At 66.6% G+C, this 18,280-nt stretch carries 14 protein-coding genes; 6 read left to right on the top strand and 8 right to left on the bottom strand.

From position 1 onward, the window contains the following. Window positions 1-52: 52 nt before the first annotated feature. Genes O6W96_RS14365 through O6W96_RS14355 form a run of 3 tightly spaced genes read right to left on the bottom strand, consistent with a single transcriptional unit; the run spans window position 53 to window position 2,161 of the window. Complete coding sequence (locus tag O6W96_RS14365; RefSeq protein WP_353470204.1) at window positions 53-358, bottom strand: hypothetical protein; 306 nt, start codon at window positions 356-358, stop codon at window positions 53-55. Further along, the gene (locus O6W96_RS14360; protein WP_353470203.1) at window positions 351-1,910 is read right to left on the bottom strand and encodes a PepSY-associated TM helix domain-containing protein; all 1,560 of its coding nucleotides are present in this window, start codon (window positions 1,908-1,910) and stop codon (window positions 351-353) included. Before O6W96_RS14360 ends, O6W96_RS14365 begins: the two co-directional genes overlap by 8 nt. Next, the gene (locus O6W96_RS14355; protein WP_353470202.1) at window positions 1,907-2,161 is read right to left on the bottom strand and encodes a hypothetical protein; all 255 of its coding nucleotides are present in this window, start codon (window positions 2,159-2,161) and stop codon (window positions 1,907-1,909) included. Before O6W96_RS14355 ends, O6W96_RS14360 begins: the two co-directional genes overlap by 4 nt. 158 nt (window positions 2,162-2,319) lie before the next feature. Here O6W96_RS14355 and O6W96_RS14350 point away from each other — a divergent pair, with 158 nt between their 5' ends. Continuing rightward, the gene (locus O6W96_RS14350; RefSeq protein WP_353470201.1) at window positions 2,320-4,614 is read left to right on the top strand and encodes a TonB-dependent siderophore receptor; all 2,295 of its coding nucleotides are present in this window, start codon (window positions 2,320-2,322) and stop codon (window positions 4,612-4,614) included. Between the two features lie 36 nt (window positions 4,615-4,650). Here O6W96_RS14350 and O6W96_RS14345 read toward each other — a convergent pair whose 3' ends face one another. The 3 genes from O6W96_RS14345 to O6W96_RS14335 form a co-directional block, all read right to left on the bottom strand. Further along, window positions 4,651-6,807: a histidine kinase dimerization/phosphoacceptor domain -containing protein gene (locus tag O6W96_RS14345; protein ID WP_353470200.1), complete on the bottom strand. Its 2,157-nt coding sequence runs from the start codon at window positions 6,805-6,807 to the stop codon at window positions 4,651-4,653. Window positions 6,808-6,887: 80 nt separating this feature from the next. Continuing rightward, the gene (locus O6W96_RS14340) at window positions 6,888-7,868 is read right to left on the bottom strand and encodes a bile acid:sodium symporter family protein (protein ID WP_353470199.1); all 981 of its coding nucleotides are present in this window, start codon (window positions 7,866-7,868) and stop codon (window positions 6,888-6,890) included. Further along, the gene (locus O6W96_RS14335) at window positions 7,865-8,875 is read right to left on the bottom strand and encodes an adenosine deaminase (RefSeq protein ID WP_353470198.1); all 1,011 of its coding nucleotides are present in this window, start codon (window positions 8,873-8,875) and stop codon (window positions 7,865-7,867) included. The genes O6W96_RS14340 and O6W96_RS14335 overlap by 4 nt, the downstream gene beginning before the upstream one ends. Before the next feature lie 133 nt (window positions 8,876-9,008). On the opposite strand from O6W96_RS14335, the gene O6W96_RS14330 reads away from it, so the two are divergent. Beyond that, entirely contained in the window at window positions 9,009-9,944 is a 936-nt protein-coding gene (locus O6W96_RS14330; RefSeq protein WP_107951847.1) for a DUF808 domain-containing protein, read from the top strand. A 246-nt stretch (window positions 9,945-10,190) separates the two neighbouring features. Here the strand turns inward: O6W96_RS14330 and O6W96_RS14325 are convergent, their stop codons facing one another. After that, entirely contained in the window at window positions 10,191-12,224 is a 2,034-nt protein-coding gene (locus O6W96_RS14325) for a S9 family peptidase (RefSeq protein ID WP_353470197.1), read from the bottom strand. A 143-nt stretch (window positions 12,225-12,367) separates the two neighbouring features. Here O6W96_RS14325 and O6W96_RS14320 point away from each other — a divergent pair, with 143 nt between their 5' ends. From O6W96_RS14320 to O6W96_RS14305, 4 genes are all read left to right on the top strand, one after another. Beyond that, the gene (locus O6W96_RS14320) at window positions 12,368-13,645 is read left to right on the top strand and encodes a hypothetical protein (protein WP_353470196.1); all 1,278 of its coding nucleotides are present in this window, start codon (window positions 12,368-12,370) and stop codon (window positions 13,643-13,645) included. Window positions 13,646-13,752: 107 nt separating this feature from the next. Further along, window positions 13,753-14,265 carry an RNA polymerase sigma factor gene (locus tag O6W96_RS14315; protein ID WP_353470195.1) on the top strand — a complete coding sequence of 171 codons (513 nt, stop codon included), beginning with the start codon at window positions 13,753-13,755 and terminating at the stop codon, window positions 14,263-14,265. A 36-nt stretch (window positions 14,266-14,301) separates the two neighbouring features. Then, window positions 14,302-15,219 (top strand): FecR family protein, encoded by a 918-nt coding sequence (locus tag O6W96_RS14310; protein ID WP_353470194.1) that lies wholly within the window; start codon window positions 14,302-14,304, stop codon window positions 15,217-15,219. A 2-nt stretch (window positions 15,220-15,221) separates the two neighbouring features. After that, a complete protein-coding gene (locus O6W96_RS14305) occupies window positions 15,222-17,636 on the top strand; it encodes a TonB-dependent receptor (protein WP_353470193.1) in 2,415 nt (804 codons plus the stop codon). A gap of 129 nt (window positions 17,637-17,765) precedes the next feature. Here O6W96_RS14305 and O6W96_RS14300 read toward each other — a convergent pair whose 3' ends face one another. Next, complete coding sequence (locus O6W96_RS14300; protein ID WP_353470192.1) at window positions 17,766-18,257, bottom strand: hypothetical protein; 492 nt, start codon at window positions 18,255-18,257, stop codon at window positions 17,766-17,768. Window positions 18,258-18,280: the final 23 nt, after the last annotated feature.

Genomic DNA, 18,280 nt, shown 5'->3' with positions numbered 1-18,280 from the left:
GGACGCTATCCTCCTGAAACGTCAGCGGATCGCGCGCGTTCCGAACCGTATATCAGCGCCGTGGCCGTACGGCCTTCAGCGCGATTCGGACCGGCTGCATCGTCTGGACTGGCTTAAACGACAGCAGCATCACCAGCGCGACGCCAGCGATCGACGCTGCGCCTAGGAACCGCACGAACCGCTCGCCGGTCAGGGGTGCGCCACAGTGGAACAGCGCCACCGCGAGCACGAGCGCCGCAACAACTCGCAACGCGCGGATCGCGGACGGCGCAACGATACCGAGGTCGCGGCGATATTTGAACGCGGTCGCCGCCAGCAGCAGCCAGCCGAAGAAGCACAGTATCGTAGCTTCAAGCATGAACGGTCTCCGAGAGTGTTTTGCGGATCTTTGCGACGGGTTTGCTCCGGGCGGAGCGCCATGCGCCGAGCGCGAGCAGCGCGGCGACCGCCAGCATGGCGAAGTCGAAAGCTGCGAACAGCGTATCGCCCGACAGCATCGATCCCGGTAGTCCGCGCGATGTGGTGAGCGTATCGACCACCGGGATCGCCGCGAACGCGAGCGCGCCGATCGCGAAGCCTTCGGTCCAAGCCCGGCGCGCCGGTCGCAGCAATTGCAGGAGCGCAACGCCGCCCCATACCCAGAACATCGTCGCAACTTCGGTATCGGCGCGGTTCGCGGCATCGGCGGGGATCAGGCGGTTGGCGAGCAGATAGGCGGCCATCCCGATTGGCAGGCCGGCGATGACGCCGATGTTCAGCCGCTCGACCAGCTTCAGTCCGAAGAACGGCACCGCGCCCGGCTTGCGGCGCTTGGCGGTCCACAGCAGCAGCCCGGTCCCGACCATCGCCGCGCCGGTCAGCCCCAGCACGAAATACGCCCAGCGCAAAGCAGGTCCCGCGAACTGCGCGACGTGCAGCCCGAGCATCACGCCCGCGGTGGCGAGGGCTGGCCCCACATCGTCGGCCCCCTCCAGGAACCGTCCGTCGCGGCCCGCATAGGTGACCGACGGTCCGCGTCCATTGAGTGAGGCGCTCGCATGGCGGTACAGCGTGACGGTGCTCGCGGCGTCGTTCGGGTTGCGCACCACTAGGGTCGCGACGGACGCACCGAAGCGTCGCTCCGCATCCGCGACCAGCGGGCCGATCGCGACCAGCGGTGCGGGCACGCCCGTCGCCGCGCGCTCGGTCGGCGTGCCGAATGCCGCCTGCGCAAAATCGGTGGGTTTCGCGTAGTTCGCGACGACCGGCCACGGCATGTACATCGCCACCAGCGTGATGAGCCCGGTATAGGTGATCATCGCGTGGTACGGCAGCGCCAGCACCGCCGAGACGTTGTGCGCGTCGAGCCAGCTCCGCTGCCCCTTGTTCCAGCGCAGCGTGAAGAAGTCGGCGAAGATCCGCTTGTGCGTGATCACGCCCGACACGATCGCGCCGAGCATGAACATCGCGCACAGCCCGGCGAGCCAGCGTCCCCAGGGATGCGGCAATTGTAGTTGGAAATGGAAGCGATAAAAATGCTCGCCGCCGCGCGTCTCGCGGGCGTGCACGTCGTCACCGGTCGCGGGATCGAGCACGACCTCCGGCGCGCGACGCTTGGCGGCCTTGGGGTCAGGCTTGCGCAGTTCGAAGACTCGCGTGACCGCGGTGCGGGCATCCGGAAGATAGATATACCATTGGATGTCGTCCGCTCCGACGCGTTGCAGGTGCGTTATCGCAGTCTGCGCGGCGTGTGCGGTCGAGACGGGCGTCGCGCGGAACTCAGGCTGCATCCACTGCGTGATCTCCGGCCGGAAATAGCTCGCCGTCCCGGTCAGGAACATCGCGAACAGGATCCATCCCGCCAGCAGGCCCAACCAGCCGTGAATCCACGCCATGCTCTGGCGCAAGGTGGTTCCGACCGCCGAAGTCATGGACGAACGCCAAGCAGCCAGAGCAATCCGCCGCCGACGATCGCGATACCCCACACCCCGGCCGCTACCCGCAAAAGCCGGTGTTCGTGGAAACACCACAAGGCAATGCCGCCATAGATCGGGAACGACAGGATCATGCCCCAGCTCGTCGCTTCGACCCGCGCGATGGGCAGTAGACGGGCGAGCAGGGTCGCCAGCACAGCCGCCGCGATATAGCCGCCGACCAGTGCCGTAAGGCTTTGGAGCGCCATGCTCCAGACGAGCGGACGCACTCTTCGACCCGACGGAAAAGGGCCGGCTTTCAGGATCCGGCCGTGCATGAACATTTTGTCATTTTTCCTTGCCGTGCTTCCAAACCGCCTTTAGCGGGCTTTGCGAGTCATTATCAATATCAAAGTGGGTATCGCTTATGCGGGGACGTTTCTCGGTCGGGATGCTGTTGGGAACGGCGTTGGGCAGCATCGCGGTGCCGGCATTCGCAGGCGAGCATGTGCCGGCCTCGGCAGTCGTTGACGCGATCGACCTCGCGCTGAAGGACGACGATACGCAGACGCGTAGCGACGAGATCGTCGTCAGCGGCGAACGCATCCGCAAGACCGGCAGCACCGGCACCAAGACCGAGACGCCGCTGATCCGCACGCCGCAAGTGATCACCAGCATCGACGAGAAGGAGCTGACGCTTCGCAACGCGCTGTCGATCAACCAAGCGCTCGGCTATGTCGCGGGCGTCTCACCTAACCAGCGCGGCAATGTCGCAACCCGCTACGACCAGCTCTACGTCCGCGGGTTCGCGCCCGGCCAGTATATGGACGGGATGCGGCTGCTCGGCGGCGTCTATTCCACGCCGCAGATCGACTTCCACCTCGTCGAGCGAGTCGACGTGATCAAGGGCCCAGCGTCGGTCCTCTATGGCAACTCGACGCCAGGCGGGTTGGTCAATCTCACCAGCAAGGTCCCGTATGCGGAGTCCGGTGGGCGCATCGAGCTGGCAGGCGGCAATTTCGACCTGTTGCGGTCGGCGATCGACGTGAACCAGCCGCTCGACAAGGATCACAAATGGCTGTTCCGCGTCATCGCCGGCGCCGAACGGTCGGACGGGTTCGTCGCGATGACCGGCAACCGGCGCTATTATGCACGGCCGATGCTGACCTTCGCGCCCGATGAAGCGACCAGCGTGACGCTGATCCTCAATTACCAGCGCGATCCCGAGTCGGCGTCGTACAGCGGCGTGCCGGTCTATGGCTCGGCGCTTGCCAATCCGCTTGGCCAGTTCGCAACCGACTTCAACGTGAGCGAACCGGCGTACGAGGCATTCGATCGCAAGCAGAAATCGGCCATCCTGCTGTTTCGCCACGACTTCAACGACAAGCTCAGCTGGGCGACCAGCGCGCGCTACCTCGACGTCGACCTCCACTATCGCCAGATCTATCTTTCGGCGTTCGCCACGACCGGCACGGGCGCCAATCGCAACACCGATTTCTCGACGATCGTGCGCGGCGGCGGCGGGTCGGACGAGTCGTTCCGGACGATCACGATCGACAACCACGCGACTGCCAAGTTCGCGACCGGGCCGTTGCAGCACACGCTGCTCGCGGGCGTCGACTGGCAGAACAACCAGGGTAACAACGACCAGCAGTTCAACACTGGCGTCACCACCAATCCGGCGACCAGCATCCCGAACCTGAACCTGTTCGCGCCCGTCTATGGCGGTGTGCAGCCGAACTTCCCGCTCACGCAGACGCGCAGTTTCCGCAAGATCGACCAGGTCGGCGCCTATGTGCAGGACCAGATCGCGATCGGCGGGCTGCAGCTGATCGCGAGCGGCCGCTACGACTGGTACGACCAGACGACGGTGAACCGCAACGCCGCGGCAGGGGCGGCGAGCGGCGTGACGCGGCTTCACCAGACCGCGTTCACCGGCCGCCTCGGCGCGCTGTACGAGACCAAGTTCGGTCTCGCGCCGTTCGTCAGCTATTCGGAAAGCTTCGAGCCGCAGACCGGCACCGGCTTCGATGGCGCGTCGTTCGTGCCCGTCACCGGCCGCCAGTACGAAGCAGGCCTGAAATACCAGCCGCGCGGCACCAGCGCGCTCTTCACGCTCTCCGCGTTCGACCTGCGTCGCCAGAACGTACCGACCACCGATCCCGCCAACCCGAACTTTTCGATCCAGATCGGCGAGGTCGCGGTGCGCGGCATCGAACTCGATGGGCGAGGGGAGATCACGCCGGGCCTGACCGTCACGGTCGCGGGCACCTATACCGTCCCCGAAGTTACGAGAGGTACGCCGGTCGTCGGTACCGGCGATCAGCTGAGCGGCGTCACCGGCACCAAGCCGCTCGGCATATCCAAGTGGAGCGCGTCGAGCTTCGTCAACTACGACCTGTCACGCAGCGGTAGCGGCAAGCTGTCGGGGTTCAACATCGGCGGGGGCGTCCGCTATGTCGGCAAGTCGGACGGCACCGCGACCCGGGTGGCGGCGAACCAGACGCTCACCACCCGGTTCCAGTCGCCGGGCTATGTGCTGGTCGATGCGGTGCTCGGCTATGATCTCGGCAAGTTCGACGAGTCGCTCAAGGGCATGAGCCTGACCGCGAATGTCGCCAACCTGTTCGACAAGCGCCACATCGCCAGCTGCTTCTTCGTCAACAGCTGCTACTTCGGTGCCTCGCGCACCGTCGTCGGATCGCTCCGCTTCAACTGGTAGTCGCTGCGTTGACATCGGGGGCTGATACCCCCGATGTCAGCGCACGTCGTCGATCGGTGCGCTCAGGATCACACGCAAGCCGGGCATGTTGTCGTCCTGCTCGATCTCACCCGACAACCCGGCGACGATCGCGGTCATCATCCGGCTGCCAAAGCCCACGCGCGTCCCGGACTTGCCGACGCCGTTGTCCGCGACGATCAAGCGCAACCGGTTACGATGCTGTTCGAGGACGATCTGGATCGGACCGGCCTGTCCGCGATACGCATATTTGCTGGCGTTGATGACGAGTTCGGTCAGCACCAGCCCGATGTTCACCGCGCGATCGGTGGCAACCAGGATGGGGGCGAGATCGAGCGTCATCTGCGACGCCCAGTCGTCACCAAGCGAGGTCTTCATGTCCCCCGCCAGTTCCTCGATATACCGCGAGAGGTCGACCGACTCGACCTGATCGTCGCGGTACAGCCGCCGATGGACCAGCGCGACTGCCGCGAGCCGCGCCTGCGCCTCGGCGAGATGCTCCTTCACCTTCGCGTCGTCGGATGACTTGGCCTGCAACGACAGGAACGCCGCGACCAGCTGAAGGCTGTTCTGCACGCGGTGATTGACCTCCTTCATCAGGACGTCCTTCTGCGCGATCAACGCGTCCTTGTCGGCGAGCGTACGCTGTAGGTCGACGTTCAGCGACCGCAGCCGCTGGTTGACGTGCGCGTCGTGGAACGCGCGGCGCAGGCGATGCGCGGCCTCGATCTCCTCGCGCGTCCAGCGACGTGACCGGCCGCTGACCGCCTGCGTCCAGGATTCGAACGAGGTACGCGGTGTCAGGACCGCATTTGGATCGACGGAGACGGCCTTGTGGGGATTGCCGGCCCACTCAACCTCTTCGATCTGCTCGGCGCGGAACCACAAAAGCATCGCGCCATCGTCGACCAGCGGCAGCGCAAGCACGCCGCTGGCGGTGGCCGAATAGGCGCGCGCATTGGGGAAGACCGACGGGAGTTCGTGCGTCGCAAACGGTTCGATCTTGCCGCGGGTGCGTGCCCACGCCGCGAGATCGAGAATGTCGTCCGTCGCCGGGCAGAGCCCGTCGGTATCGACGATCATGCCCTCGACATAGGCGAACCCGTCGCCATCCAGCATCCGTCGCAGATCATCGCGCAGCGCGGTGACGATACTGCGTGGCGCCGGCTCGGTCGCGAGCTTGGGGATCACCGCGTCCTCGGCCGCGCGCAGCCGCAGCCGTTCGCGGTACGTCTCGGCCTCCTCTTTCGCGCGAATCTGGCGTGCTAGCCCGCTCGCAAGCGTCGCCGACGCGGCGCGGATGTCGGGGGTCAGGCCTTTCGGCGTGCCGTGGTGACACGCGATCATGCCCCACAACAGGCCGTCCTTGACGATCGAGATCGACGCCGACGCGGCCACGCCCATGTTGGCCAGATAGCGCAGGTGGATCGGCGACACGCTGCGCAGCGCGACGTCGCTCAGATCGAGCGTCTCGTATCCTGCCGGCCGCAGGACCGCGGGCGCGTAATCGATCGTCGGGATCGTCCGCGTCCGGTTGCGCACATACAGCGCGCGCGCCTGCTTCGGGATGTCCGACGCGGGGAAATGGTGGTTGAGAAAGGTGCCAAGACCCGACGCCTTGTCCTCGGCCATCACGCGTCCGGCTTCGTCGTCGAGGAAGCGGTACACCATGACGCGGTCGAACCCGGTCAGTTGCCGGAACGCGACCGCCGCGCGCTCGCACAGCGCCTGGAGATTGCTCGCGCGTTCGAACGTCATCGCCATCGCGTTGAGCCGGCCGAGCATCGCGGCCGCGGTGACTGGTACGGCATCGACCGGTTCGAGCTCGACCAGCAATCGGTCCGCGCTGCGATGGATCGTGACGTCAAAGCGTTCGGAAACCCCCGTCACCGGCGTGCCGGTCAGCGCGACTCCGGCGATCGTCTCGCTGGTCGCGACCAGCGCCGCGATGTCCTGAGCCAGCAGCGCGGACAGGTCGCGTCCCAGCCAGTTTTCAGTCAGCCGGATCTCGATGTCGCCGGCTCCTGCGACGACCGCGAGGGTAGCGGCGTCGGCAACCAGCATCAGGCCGTGCGGCTGAATCGCGCCGGGGATATGGATCGGCTCGCGGTCGCACGCGGTGAGATCGAGCCCCACGTCAGTAGCGGGGACGGCAATATCGCTTGGCGCGCTCATGAACTCAAAACTCTTGTAATAGCGCCGCGATCATGTCGCCACCGGTGGAACAAAGCAAATACCGGCAAGGGGTTACGGTATTAACCTGGAGCAGTATCGTTTGGGGAGCCTTCCGCATAACGCCGCGCGATCACCGCGCACGCGATCAGCTGCAACTGGTGGAACAGCATGACGGGCAGCAGGATCACGCCGACCTGCGCGGGCGGGAACAGCACGCCGGCCATCGGCACGCCAGACGCGAGGCTCTTCTTCGAACCGCAGAATTGCAGCACGATCGCATCCTCGCGGGGCAGCTTCATCAGGCGGGCGACTGCGAAGGTGAGTGCGAGGACGAAGGCGAGCAGCGCGGCGCATAGGAGTCCGATCAGAAGCAGGTCGCCGATCGACAATTTGGTCCAGAGGCCTTCCACCACCGCGGCACCGAACGCGCTGTAGACGACCAACAGGATCGAGCCGCGATCGACCACCGTCAGCAGGCCCTTGTTTCGCGTAACCCACGCGCCGATCCACGGCCGCAACAGGTGGCCTGCGATAAATGGGACGAGCAGTTGCAAGACGATCGCCTCGATGCTTTGAAGCGAGATCCCGGCGCTGCCGGACGTCTTCATCAACAACGCGACCAGCGCCGGCGTGACGAGGATGCCCAACAGGTTCGAGAACGACGCGCTGCACACCGCCGCCGCGACATTGCCGCGCGCGATCGCGGTGAAGGCGATCGACGACTGCACGGTCGAGGGGAGCAGCGTCAGGAACAACAGCCCGGCGGCGAGCGGTCCGGTCACGAACGGCAACGCGGTCAGCCCCAGCCCGAACAGCGGGAACGCGACGAAAGTGATGGCCAGCACCGCCAGATGCAGCTTCCAGTTGCGCAGGCCCGCCCAAATTGCATCACGCGACAGCTTCGCGCCGTGCAGGAAGAACAGCAGGACGATGCCGATATCGGCGGCGTAGCCGACGATTGTGGCCATCTCGCCGCGTGCCGGCAACAGGCTCGCCAGTACCACGGTGCCGAGCAGCATCAGAATGAACGGCTCGAAGACCGCCAGGAACCGTCCGATCATGGATGCGCCTTCACATAGGCGTCGAGCGTCGCGAGATGGCCGCTGAGCGCGTCGTCATCCAGGAAACTGCCGAGGAAGCTGTTGCGTGCCAGCGTCACGACCTGCTCGCGAGACAAGTTTTTCGCGCGTGCGGTCTGACGGAAATTCTCGCCGATATAGCCACCGAAATACGCCGGATCGTCCGAATGGATCGTCGCGCGCAGGCCGAGATCGAGCATCCGGTCGATCGGATGGTTCTCCAGCCGGTCGACGTTGCGCAGCGCTACGTTCGACAACGGGCACACGGTGAGCGTCATCGCGTCGCGTGCGAGGCGAGCGACCAAGGCCGGATCCTCCAGTGCGCGGTTGCCGTGGTCAATCCGATCGACCTGGAGGATGTCGAGCGCCTCGTGGATATAGGCGGGCGGGCCCTCCTCACCGGCATGCGCGCATAGCATCAGCCCGGCATCCGCCGACGCCGCGAACACGCGCGCGAACTTCGATGGCGGATGGCCGACTTCGGACGAATCGAGCCCGACGCCGATGAACTGGTCGAGCCACGGCTCGGCCTGCGCGAACGTCTTGAACGCGTCCTCCTCATCGAGATGGCGCAGGAAGCTCATGATCAGCCCGACCGACATGCCGTGCTTCGCCTGTGCCTCGTCGATCCCCGCGAACAGACCGCGCGCGACGACGTCGAACGGAATGCCGCGATGCGTGTGCGTCTGGGGGTCGAAGAAGATCTCGGCATGGACGACGCCGTCCTGCGCGACGCGGTCGAAATAGGCGACCGCCAGATCGCGGAAATCCTCTTCGGTCTGGAGCACCGCGGCGCCGGCGTAATAGATGTCGAGGAAGGTCTGGAGATTGGTGAAGCTGTACGCCGCGCGGACGTTCTCGACGCTCTTGAACGGGATCGCGACCTTGTTGCGCTCGGCCAGCGCGAACATGAGTTCCGGCTCCAAGCTGCCCTCGATATGGAGGTGGAGTTCGGCCTTGGGCAGGTTCGTGATGAAGTCATCGGTCATGTCGGATCCTGTCGCTTGGGTCGCGGTGGCTGCAACCATTCCGTCCGCCGTGCACTACCGCAAGTGCGAAAGCCGTTGCATGACAATCCTGTCACGTTACCGAGCGGCGATACCCACGCGAAGGACACCATCGATGCCGACAGGATTGGTCGCACTGCTCGACGACATTGCCGGGATCACCAAGCTCGCCGCCGCCAGTCTGGACGATATCGCTGCGACCACCGGCAAGGCGGGCAGCAAGGCGATCGGCGTGGTGGTCGACGATGCCGCGGTGACGCCGCGCTACATGGTCGGGTTCGAGCCCAAGCGCGAGCTGCCGATGATCGGCAAGATCGCGCTGGGATCGTTCCGCAACAAGCTGGTCTTCATCCTGCCCGCCGCGCTGGCACTCAGCGCGTTCGCGCCGTGGCTGCTGACACCGTTGCTGATGATCGGCGGTACGTATCTGTGTTTCGAGGGCGCGGAGAAGATTCTCGAGGCGTTCGGCGGCGGTCATGCCGAGGAGGTCGTCGCCGAGCCGGTCGATGCGGCGACGCTCGAGGCGCAGAAGGTTTCGGGCGCGATCCGCACCGACTTCATCCTGTCCGCCGAGATCATGGTGATCGCGCTGTCGGATGTCGCGACCAAGCCGATCTGGGAGCAGGCGATCGTATTGGCGCTGGTCGGGATCGTGATTACCATCGGCGTCTACGGCGTGGTCGCGCTGATCGTGAAGATGGATGATATCGGTCTGCATCTGGCGCAGCGCAGCAGCGCGGTCGTGCAGGCGATCGGACGTGGGCTGGTGAAAGGCATGCCGATCGTGATGTCGGCGCTGTCGGTGATCGGCACGGCGGCGATGGTCTGGGTCGGCGGGCAAATCATCGTTCACGGGATCGAGGAGTTCGGGTTCACGACGCTGCCGCACTGGATCCACGATACGGCGGAGGCAGCTTCGCATGCGGTGCCGTTCGCCAAGGGCGCGGTGAACTGGGTGATGAACGCGTTCTTTTCAGGGATCGTCGGGTTGATCCTCGGTGGTGCGATCGCGCTGGGGTTGCATGCGGTGAAGAAGCCGAAGGCGCACTGACCAACAGGCGTTCCCCGCCCTTCCTTGTTCTCCCGCGAAGGCGGGAGCCCAGTCTGGGTCCCCGCCTTCGCGGGGAAACATGTCGCGGTTGGTCATGGGGCGCTACCACCACCAAGCGCCACCCCGGCGAAGGCCGGGGCCCAGTTGGGGAACGTGGCTAACTGAGCGTGCGCTCCGTTACTCCGACCTTTCCAACTGGGCCCCGGCCTTCGCCGGGGTGGCGGTATAGGGAGGGAGAAACCAGCCCTACTTGGCCGTCCACTTCCCCATCCAGCCCAGCACTTCCCCATACCATTGCCGCGAGTTCTTCGGCTTCAGTACCCAGTGGTTCTCCCCCGGGTTCACCAGCAACCGCGACGGGATCCCGCGCCGCTGCAACGCGGTGAACGTCGCCAGCCCCTGCGTGTACGGAATGCGGAAGTCCTTCTCGCCGGTGATCACCAGCATCGGCGTCTTCCACTTGGCGACGTAATTGACCGGGTTCCATTTCTCGAACGCCTGCGGGTCCTCGTAATAGGCCTTTCCGCCATGCTCCCATTCGTCGAACCAGAGCTCCTCGGTCTCGTACGCCATCGCACGCGCGTCGAACACGCCGTCATGCTGGACGATGCACTTGAAGCGATCGGGCCACTGCCCCTCGATCCAGTTCATCATATAGCCGCCGTACGACGCACCGAGCGCGCACGCATTGTCGGCGTCGAGCCATGCGAACTTGTCGGTCGCGGCAGTCAGCCCCTTCTTCAGATCCTCGAGCGGCCAGCCGCCCCAGTTGTTGCTGATCGCGTCGGTGAAGCCCTGTCCGTAGCCGGTCGACCCATGGAAATCGACCGCGACCAGGCCGTAGCCCGCGCCGGCGAAAACGGCGGGGTTCCAGCGATACGACCAGCTGTTGTTGCTCGATCCCTGCGGCCCGCCGTGGACCATATAGGCGATCGGCACCTTCCCGGTGGAACCGTACGGCTTCACCGCATAGCCCCAGACGGTGTCCGCGTTCGCGCCCTTGAAGTTGAACCGCGTGACCGTCGGCATGTCGATCCCGGCGAGCTTTGCGGCGTTGACCTGCGTCAGCCGCTGCGGTGTGCCGGTGCCCGCGACACGGTAGAAATCGGCGGGTGCGGTGAGGCTGTCGATCGCCACCACAGGCCCCCGCGGCGTGATCGCGACCGCGCTGACGTGACCCTCCTGCGTCAGCCGCGTGACCGCACCGCTCGTCGCATCGACACGGAACAGCGGCGTCTCCTGCGTGTCGTCCGCCGTCACGTAGAGCGACTTCGAGTCGGGCGCCCACGCGATCGAGCCGACCGACCGGTCCCAGCGCTCGGTCAGCGACACCGTCTTGCCGGTGGCGATGTCGCGCAGCGTCAGCACCTGGCGATCCGCCTCGAACCCTGGCCGACGCATCGCGAAATAGGCGAGCGTGCGGCCATCGGGCGACACGGTCGGAAGGTTGTCGGTCGCCTTGTTCGTCACGGTCAGGTTGACCGGTGCCGCCGAGCCGTCCGCGGGCACCGAGAAGATGTCGAGATTGGTCGACAGTGCCTCGATCCGCCCAGCTTCGCGCAGCGCGAAATAGACGGTGCGGCCGTCCGGGCTCCACGAGATTTCCTCGCCGCCGCCATTGGGCTTCGATGGCGTATCACCAACCAACGCGCCGACCAGCGGAACGCCGTTTCCGGTCGCACCTGCGGCGGTCAGCGGCAACACGAACAGCTGCGAGCGCGTGCCGTCCGCCCACGTATCCCAATGCCGCACGAACAGCTGGTCGTACGTCCGGCCGGCCCCCGCGTTCGGATCCTTCTTCACCATCGCCGGCTCGAGGCTCGGCGCGCCCGGCTTGCGATCGGCCCAGACGAGCAGCTTGTCGCCCGTCGGCGCGACCTTGAAGCCGCTGAACCCGCCCTTGAAATTCGTCAACTTGCGCGGCGTGCCGCCCGTCACGGGCACCGACCAGACCGCATCCTCGCCGCCTTTGTCCGACGTGAAATACACCGTGTTGCCGACGATCTGCGGGTCGTTCTCGTTGACCTGCGGATCGGCAAGCAGCTTCACCGGCGTCGCACCCGGCGTGGTCAGATCGAGCCGCCAGAGATCGTAGCGCCCCTTGTCCGCCGCGAGATCGGTCTCGCGCTGCGCCCAGACGAGCCAATGCCCGTCCTGCGACGCGGTCGGCGCACCGACGCGGCTGAGCATCGTGACGTCGTCGATGGTGAGTTGCCGGGCGGCGGCAGGGGCACTCGCAAAGGCGAGCACGGCGAGGCTGGCGGAGAGCATGATTTTCATGGTGTGCTTGATAGGACGCTTGCGAGATCGCACGCAATCACCTCGATCGCTTGCACGCCCAGCTTCGCTTGCGTGAAAGCACCGGTTCAGATCATGGCGGTATGACGCCTCAGAAGACCCGCGCGCCCAGGATTTCGTCGTTCATGTTCACTATATCTGTTCGGTGGTTTATGGCGGCGGTGTTGCTTGCACTCGGGGCGGGGCCGGCATTGGCGGCGCAGGTGCAACTGCCGGTCGATGCGCTCATGCAGGACGCGGGAGAGTATGCGACCCGGTTCGGCGTGCCGTTCGACGAGGCGCTGCGACGGATGCGCGCGCAGGGCGCCAGCGTGCCGACGACCGACGCGCTCCGCGAAACCTACAAGGATCGCTGGGCCGGCATCGCGATCGAGCATCAGCCGAATTACCGCATCGTCGTTCTGCTGACCGGCACAGATCCGGTCGCGGAGCAATCGGTGACGGCGGGTGGGATGGTCGTGCCGATCGTCTTCCGCACCGGCGCACCTGCGACGCGCGAGGCGGTGCTCGCCGCGATCACGGCGTATCAGGCGAAGATTCGCGAGTCCCTCCCACATCCGCCTGGGCTTGGAGTCGATCAGCGAACGGGCGAACTGGTTGTGATGATCGCATCGGGCGATGCTGATCTCGACGGCGATGGCGCGCTCCGCAACCGAATTGCGACGATGACCGGCGTGCCGGTGCGGATCGAAGCCGTTGATAAGCCGTCTGCGAACATGGCGCAGGATCAGGTCGCTCCGGTCCCCACGCTCATACCCGCCCCGGTCGACGGCGGCGCGATCGAGGGCGGGGGGCGCGTCGTCGGGACGGTCGACGGCAAGCGCTATGCCTGCACGACCGGCTTCGTCGTGTCCGATGGCATGCGCAGCGGCGTGGTCACCGCGGCGCATTGCCCGGACGCGCTCTCCTATGTCGGCAAGCGCCCTTCGGACGGCAGTCGCGAGGAATGGCCGCTGGCGTTCGTCGGGCAATGGGGCTGGGGGTATCAGGACGTACAGGTCAACGTCGCGACCGCGCCTGACGTCGGCTACGCACCGCTGTTCTACGCCGACACAGCCAAGACGCTCGCGCGGCCCGTCGCCACGTGGCGCTACCGCACAAGCACGCGCGCCGGGGACTTCGTATGTCATCGCGGCGAGCGGACCGGCTATAGCTGTGCGGTGATCGCGATGGTCGATTTCGCGCCGGCGGGCGATCTGTGCGGCGGCGCGTGCCTGCCGACCTGGGTCGCGGTCGAGGGGCCGACGTGCAAGGCCGGCGACAGCGGCGCGCCGGTGTTCGAGGGCAGCACCGCGCTGGGCCTCGTCAAGGGCGGCACCTATCGCCGCGACGGGACGTGCCTGTTCTACTACTATATGTCGACCGACTACCTGCCGCAGGGTTGGACGCTGTTGCACGAGTAACACGGTGCCGGGCGCGCCGATTGTGTCTCCCCGCCAAGCGCTGTACGTCCCGCCGGGAACACGGTGCCGCCGAGCGCCGATCGGCGGCCTATCGACACGGGCATGACATGGACTCCTCGGGCCTTGAGGCCGTTTTCCTAGCAAATCGCGATACGCTGCTGCGGTTTATCCGTTCGCTCGGCGCGAGCGATGCGGAGGATCTGCTGCAAGAACTGTGGGTGCGGATCCAGACGGCGCCGACCGGGCCGATCGCGTCGCCGCTGTCGTATCTCTACCGGATGGCGAACAACCTGATGCTCGATCGCCACCGCGCAGTGCGGCAAGCGGAGAAGCGCGATCGCGAATGGACCAAGGCGACGGGGGGACCGTCGCTCGATCGCTCCGAGGAGCCCTCCGCCGAACGCGTCGTGATCGCACGCGAGCAGGCGGCGCTGGCAGAGTCGGCGTTGCAGTCGGTAGGCGACCGGGCGGCGCGGATCTTCCGGCGCCACCGGATCGACGGCGTCGAGCAGCGCGTGGTCGCGGCCGAGTTTGGCGTAAGCCTCAGCACCGTCGAGGGTGATCTGCGGAAAGCCTATCGCGCGATGATCGATGCAAAGCGACGTTATGATGAGGCTTGATCGCAACGTCTCCGTCTTCGGCTATAGGAGGCCATGATGGCGGAGCATGACGACATCGAAGCACGCGCGCTGGACTGGGTCGTCCGGACCGGCAGCGATGCGTTCGACGACTGGCCGGCGTTCCACGCCTGGCTGGAGGCGGACCCGCGCCATGCTGCGGCGTATCACGCGACGGCGATGGATATCGAGGAGATGGCGGCGACGGTGCCTCCGGTGCAGGTCGCGCCGATCGTGATGCAGCCTGCGCGGAGACGTTGGCCGATCTGGACCGGTGGCGCGATCGCCGCCTCGCTTGCGCTGTTCGTCGGGTATGAGTCACTCGAAACGCGCGCGCATCCTTATGCAGTCGAAACCGCGGCGGGGACGATGCGGACGGTTCGGCTTGCCGATGGCAGTACGATCGCGATGGGTGGTGCGACGCGGCTTATGCTCGATCGCGACGATCCGCGGATCGCGACGCTGGAGCGCGGCGAGGCGATGTTCGTGGTCCGACACGACGACAGCGATCCGTTCGAGGTCAGCGTCGGCGGCGCGCGGCTGGTCGATGTCGGCACCGCGTTCGACGTGAAGCGCGCGCGGGGCGAAACGCGTGTCGCGGTGTCGGAAGGCGCGGTCGACTATAATCCGGGACAGGGCGGCATCCGGCTCGTGAAGGGGCAGGGGCTGGTGGTGCGCGACGGCAAGGCGACCGTGACCGCAGTCGATGTGGCCAGCGTCGGATCGTGGCGCGACAGCGTCCTGGCGTATGAAGGCGCGACGCTCGCGGAAGTCGCGGACGACCTGTCGCGCGCACTCGGCGTCGACCTGCGCGCCGATCCGGGCGTTGCGAAGCGCGCGTTCAGTGGCAGCATCGCGACCGCCAAGCTGTCCGGCGATCCCCGGCTTGCCGCGCCGTTGCTGGGTGTCGCGATCCGCAAGCGTGGCGGTCACTGGGTGATGTCCTCGCGCTCGTGAGGATGCGCGGATGTCTGGTCGTCGCGGCGCTCGCCGTCGCCGCTCCCGCGCAGGCGGGGCAGGGGGCGGTCGACTTGCCGGCGGGGCGTCTTGGGGATGCGGTGCTGGCGCTCGGGCGGCAGTTGGGGACAAGTATCGTCGTCGGCGATCCGGGGCTTTGGGCGCGGCGCGTGCCCGCGGTACGCGGTCGGATGAGCGCGCGCGAGGCGCTCGACCGGCTGGCGACCGCCGCGAATGCCGATGTCGTCGCAGCGGGCGCGGTTGGGTGGCGGCTGACTGCCCACACGCCCCGCGTCGTTCGGGTGAAGCGGCCTAAGGTCGTTCCGATCCCCGCGCCTCCGGCCATCCAGGGCGCGGACATCGTCGTCACCGGCAGCAAGCGCGACGTCAGGTTGCGCGATTTCGCAGGGCAGGTCGCGTTGCTCGACGGGGTAGACCTCGCGCTCGGCGGCGCGGGCGGGACCGAGGCGATCCTTGCGCGGCTGGCGAGCGTATCGTCGACGCATCTCGGCGCCGGCCGCAACAAGCTGTTCATCCGCGGCATCGCCGATTCCAGCTTCACCGGGCCGACCCAGACTACCGTCGGCCAGTATTTCGGCGACCTGCGATTGAGCTACAACGCCCCCGATCCCGACCTGCGGCTCTACGATATCGCTTCGGTCGAGGTGCTCGAAGGACCACAGGGGACGTTGTACGGCGCAGGCTCACTCGGCGGCATCATCCGCACCGTGCCGAACGCGCCGGAACTGGGCGCGGTATCGGCGTCGATCGCGGGCGGCCTTTCCGCGACGTGGCACGGCGATCCGGGCGCTGACCTCGGCGCGACGCTGAACGTGCCGCTCGGCGAGCGCGTGGCGCTGCGTGTCGTCGGCTACGGCGTGAGCGAGGGCGGGTATATCGACAATCCGGTGCTCGACCGCCGCGACGTCAACCGGACGCGGATCGGTGGCGGTCGGGCAGCGCTGCGGCTCGATGCGGGGAATGGCTGGACGGTCGACCTCGGCGGGATCGGGCAATGGACCAAGGGCGACGACAGCCAATATGCCGACCGCGACGCGCCGCCGCTGACCCGGTCGAGCGCGATCGTGCAGGGGTTTTCGGCGGATTACACGATGGGGCAGGTCGTCGTCTCGGGCGCGATCGGTGGGCTGAAGATCAAATCCTCGACCGGGATCGTCAGCCAGACGCTGACCGAACGCTACGACGCGACCCTGCCAGCAGTCGATCCGACGCTACCGATTGCCAATTGGCCTGCATTCGGCAGCCCCCTCACGACGGCCGCGGGCAGCCCGCGCGTGTTCGCGCAGCGCAATGCGACCGACATGGTCGCGAACGAGACGCGGGTATGGCGGCCGATGCGCAACGGGTTCGGCTGGGTGGTAGGCGGCAGTTACACGCATAATCGCACGCGGTTGTCGCGCTCGCTCGGGCCGGTCGATGCGCCCGCGCCGGTAACGGGCGTGACCAACAGCATCGACGAGGCGACGCTGTACGGCGAGGGGAGCGTGCAACTGGTGCGAGGGCTGACCGCCACTGCCGGCGCGCGCGTGACCCGGGCGTCGCTCGCGGGGACCGGCGAGGACATCGCGCCGACGCGGCTGGAGGCGGTCGCGCTCGCCCGCGCGCGCGTCACGGCGGACCGGATCGAGACGAGCGTGCTGCCGTCCGCCTCGCTGATTGCGGCGGTGTTGCCGAAGGTGTCGCTGTACGGACGATACCAGCAGGGGTTTCGACCCGGCGGGCTGGCGATCGAGAGCGATTTCGTCCGGAGGTTCGAGAATGATCGCGTGCGGACGCTGGAGACCGGCATGCGCTTCGGGCTCGCCGGTGTCGATCGCGCGTACCTGACGGCGAGCGTGTCGCACACGATCTGGCAGGATATTCAGGCGGACTTCATCGACGCCACCGGCCTGCCGAGTACCGCCAACATCGGCGACGGGCGGATCTGGACGTTCAGTGCGATGGGCGGGTGGAAGCCGGTCGGCGGGCTGACGCTCGACGCTGGCTTGACCTACAACGACAGCCGCGTGACGGAGCCGAGCGCGGCGCTGTTCGTGGCGCTTGCGCGGATGAGCCAGGTGCCGAACATCGCGCGTTATGCCGGGCGGCTGGGGGCGGATTACCGGCGGGATGTCGGGCGGGATCTGGAACTGCGGGTGTATGGCTGGGCGCGCTATGTCGGGCGGTCCCGGTTGGGTGTCGGCCCGGTGCTGGGCGAAGAGCAGGGCGATTATCTCGATACGGCGCTTACTGCACGGATCGGGCGGCCGTCGTTGGGTGTGACGCTCGGGGTAGCGAACCTGACCGACAGTGTCGGCAACCGGTTCGCGCTGGGGACGCCGTTCCAGGTGGGTAGCAGCCAGATTACGCCGCAGCGTCCGCGGACGATCCGCATCGGGCTGGACGCGGCGTTCTGACGTCCCCCCTCCCTGGAAGGGAGGGGTCGGGGGTGGGTCGGCTTCCGCGCATTCGAACCGTGGTGGCTCGAGCGGGCCGACCCACCCCCAGCCCCTCCCTTCCAGGGAGGGGAGCTAGAAGGCGACAGTTCAACTCTTCGCGTTCACCAGTGCGCGTTGGTCCGCGGGGAGGAGGGCCAGCGCGGTCTTGTAGCAATCCTCCACGTGCGAATTGCCAACCAGCTTCATCGCGCCGAAGCTGATCGTCGCGGCCACCGCGGAGCCGGCGAAGGGAATGAACTTCGCCATCGAGCCGACCGCGACGCGCGCGCCGACGCGGCGGAGGAGCGCGACGACGATGCGCTTGGTCACCATCCGGCCGATCATCGTGTTGCCGAGACTCGACGCCATCACCAGCGCCTGCTGCGCGAGCTGCGGCTCGAGCTTCTGCACCTGTTCGTGATCGAGCCCGAAGCGCTTGCTGATCTCGGGCAGCAGCTTGGTGAGCAGGCCGATGTCCGCGACGATGTCCGCACCAGGGATCGGCACGACCGCCGCACCCGCCGACATCATCGAGCGCGTCGTGACGAGGCGCTTGCTGTCGTCGCGGATGCGGTCGAGTTCGGCGATGGTGGTGATCATGCTGGCGTTTCCCTGAAGATATC

This window comes from Sphingomonas faeni, assembly GCF_040407495.1.
Taxonomy (GTDB): Bacteria; Pseudomonadota; Alphaproteobacteria; order Sphingomonadales; family Sphingomonadaceae; genus Sphingomonas; species Sphingomonas faeni_D.
The sequence above is the reverse complement of the archived record's forward strand: the minus strand, read 5'-3'. Positions and strand labels throughout refer to the sequence as shown.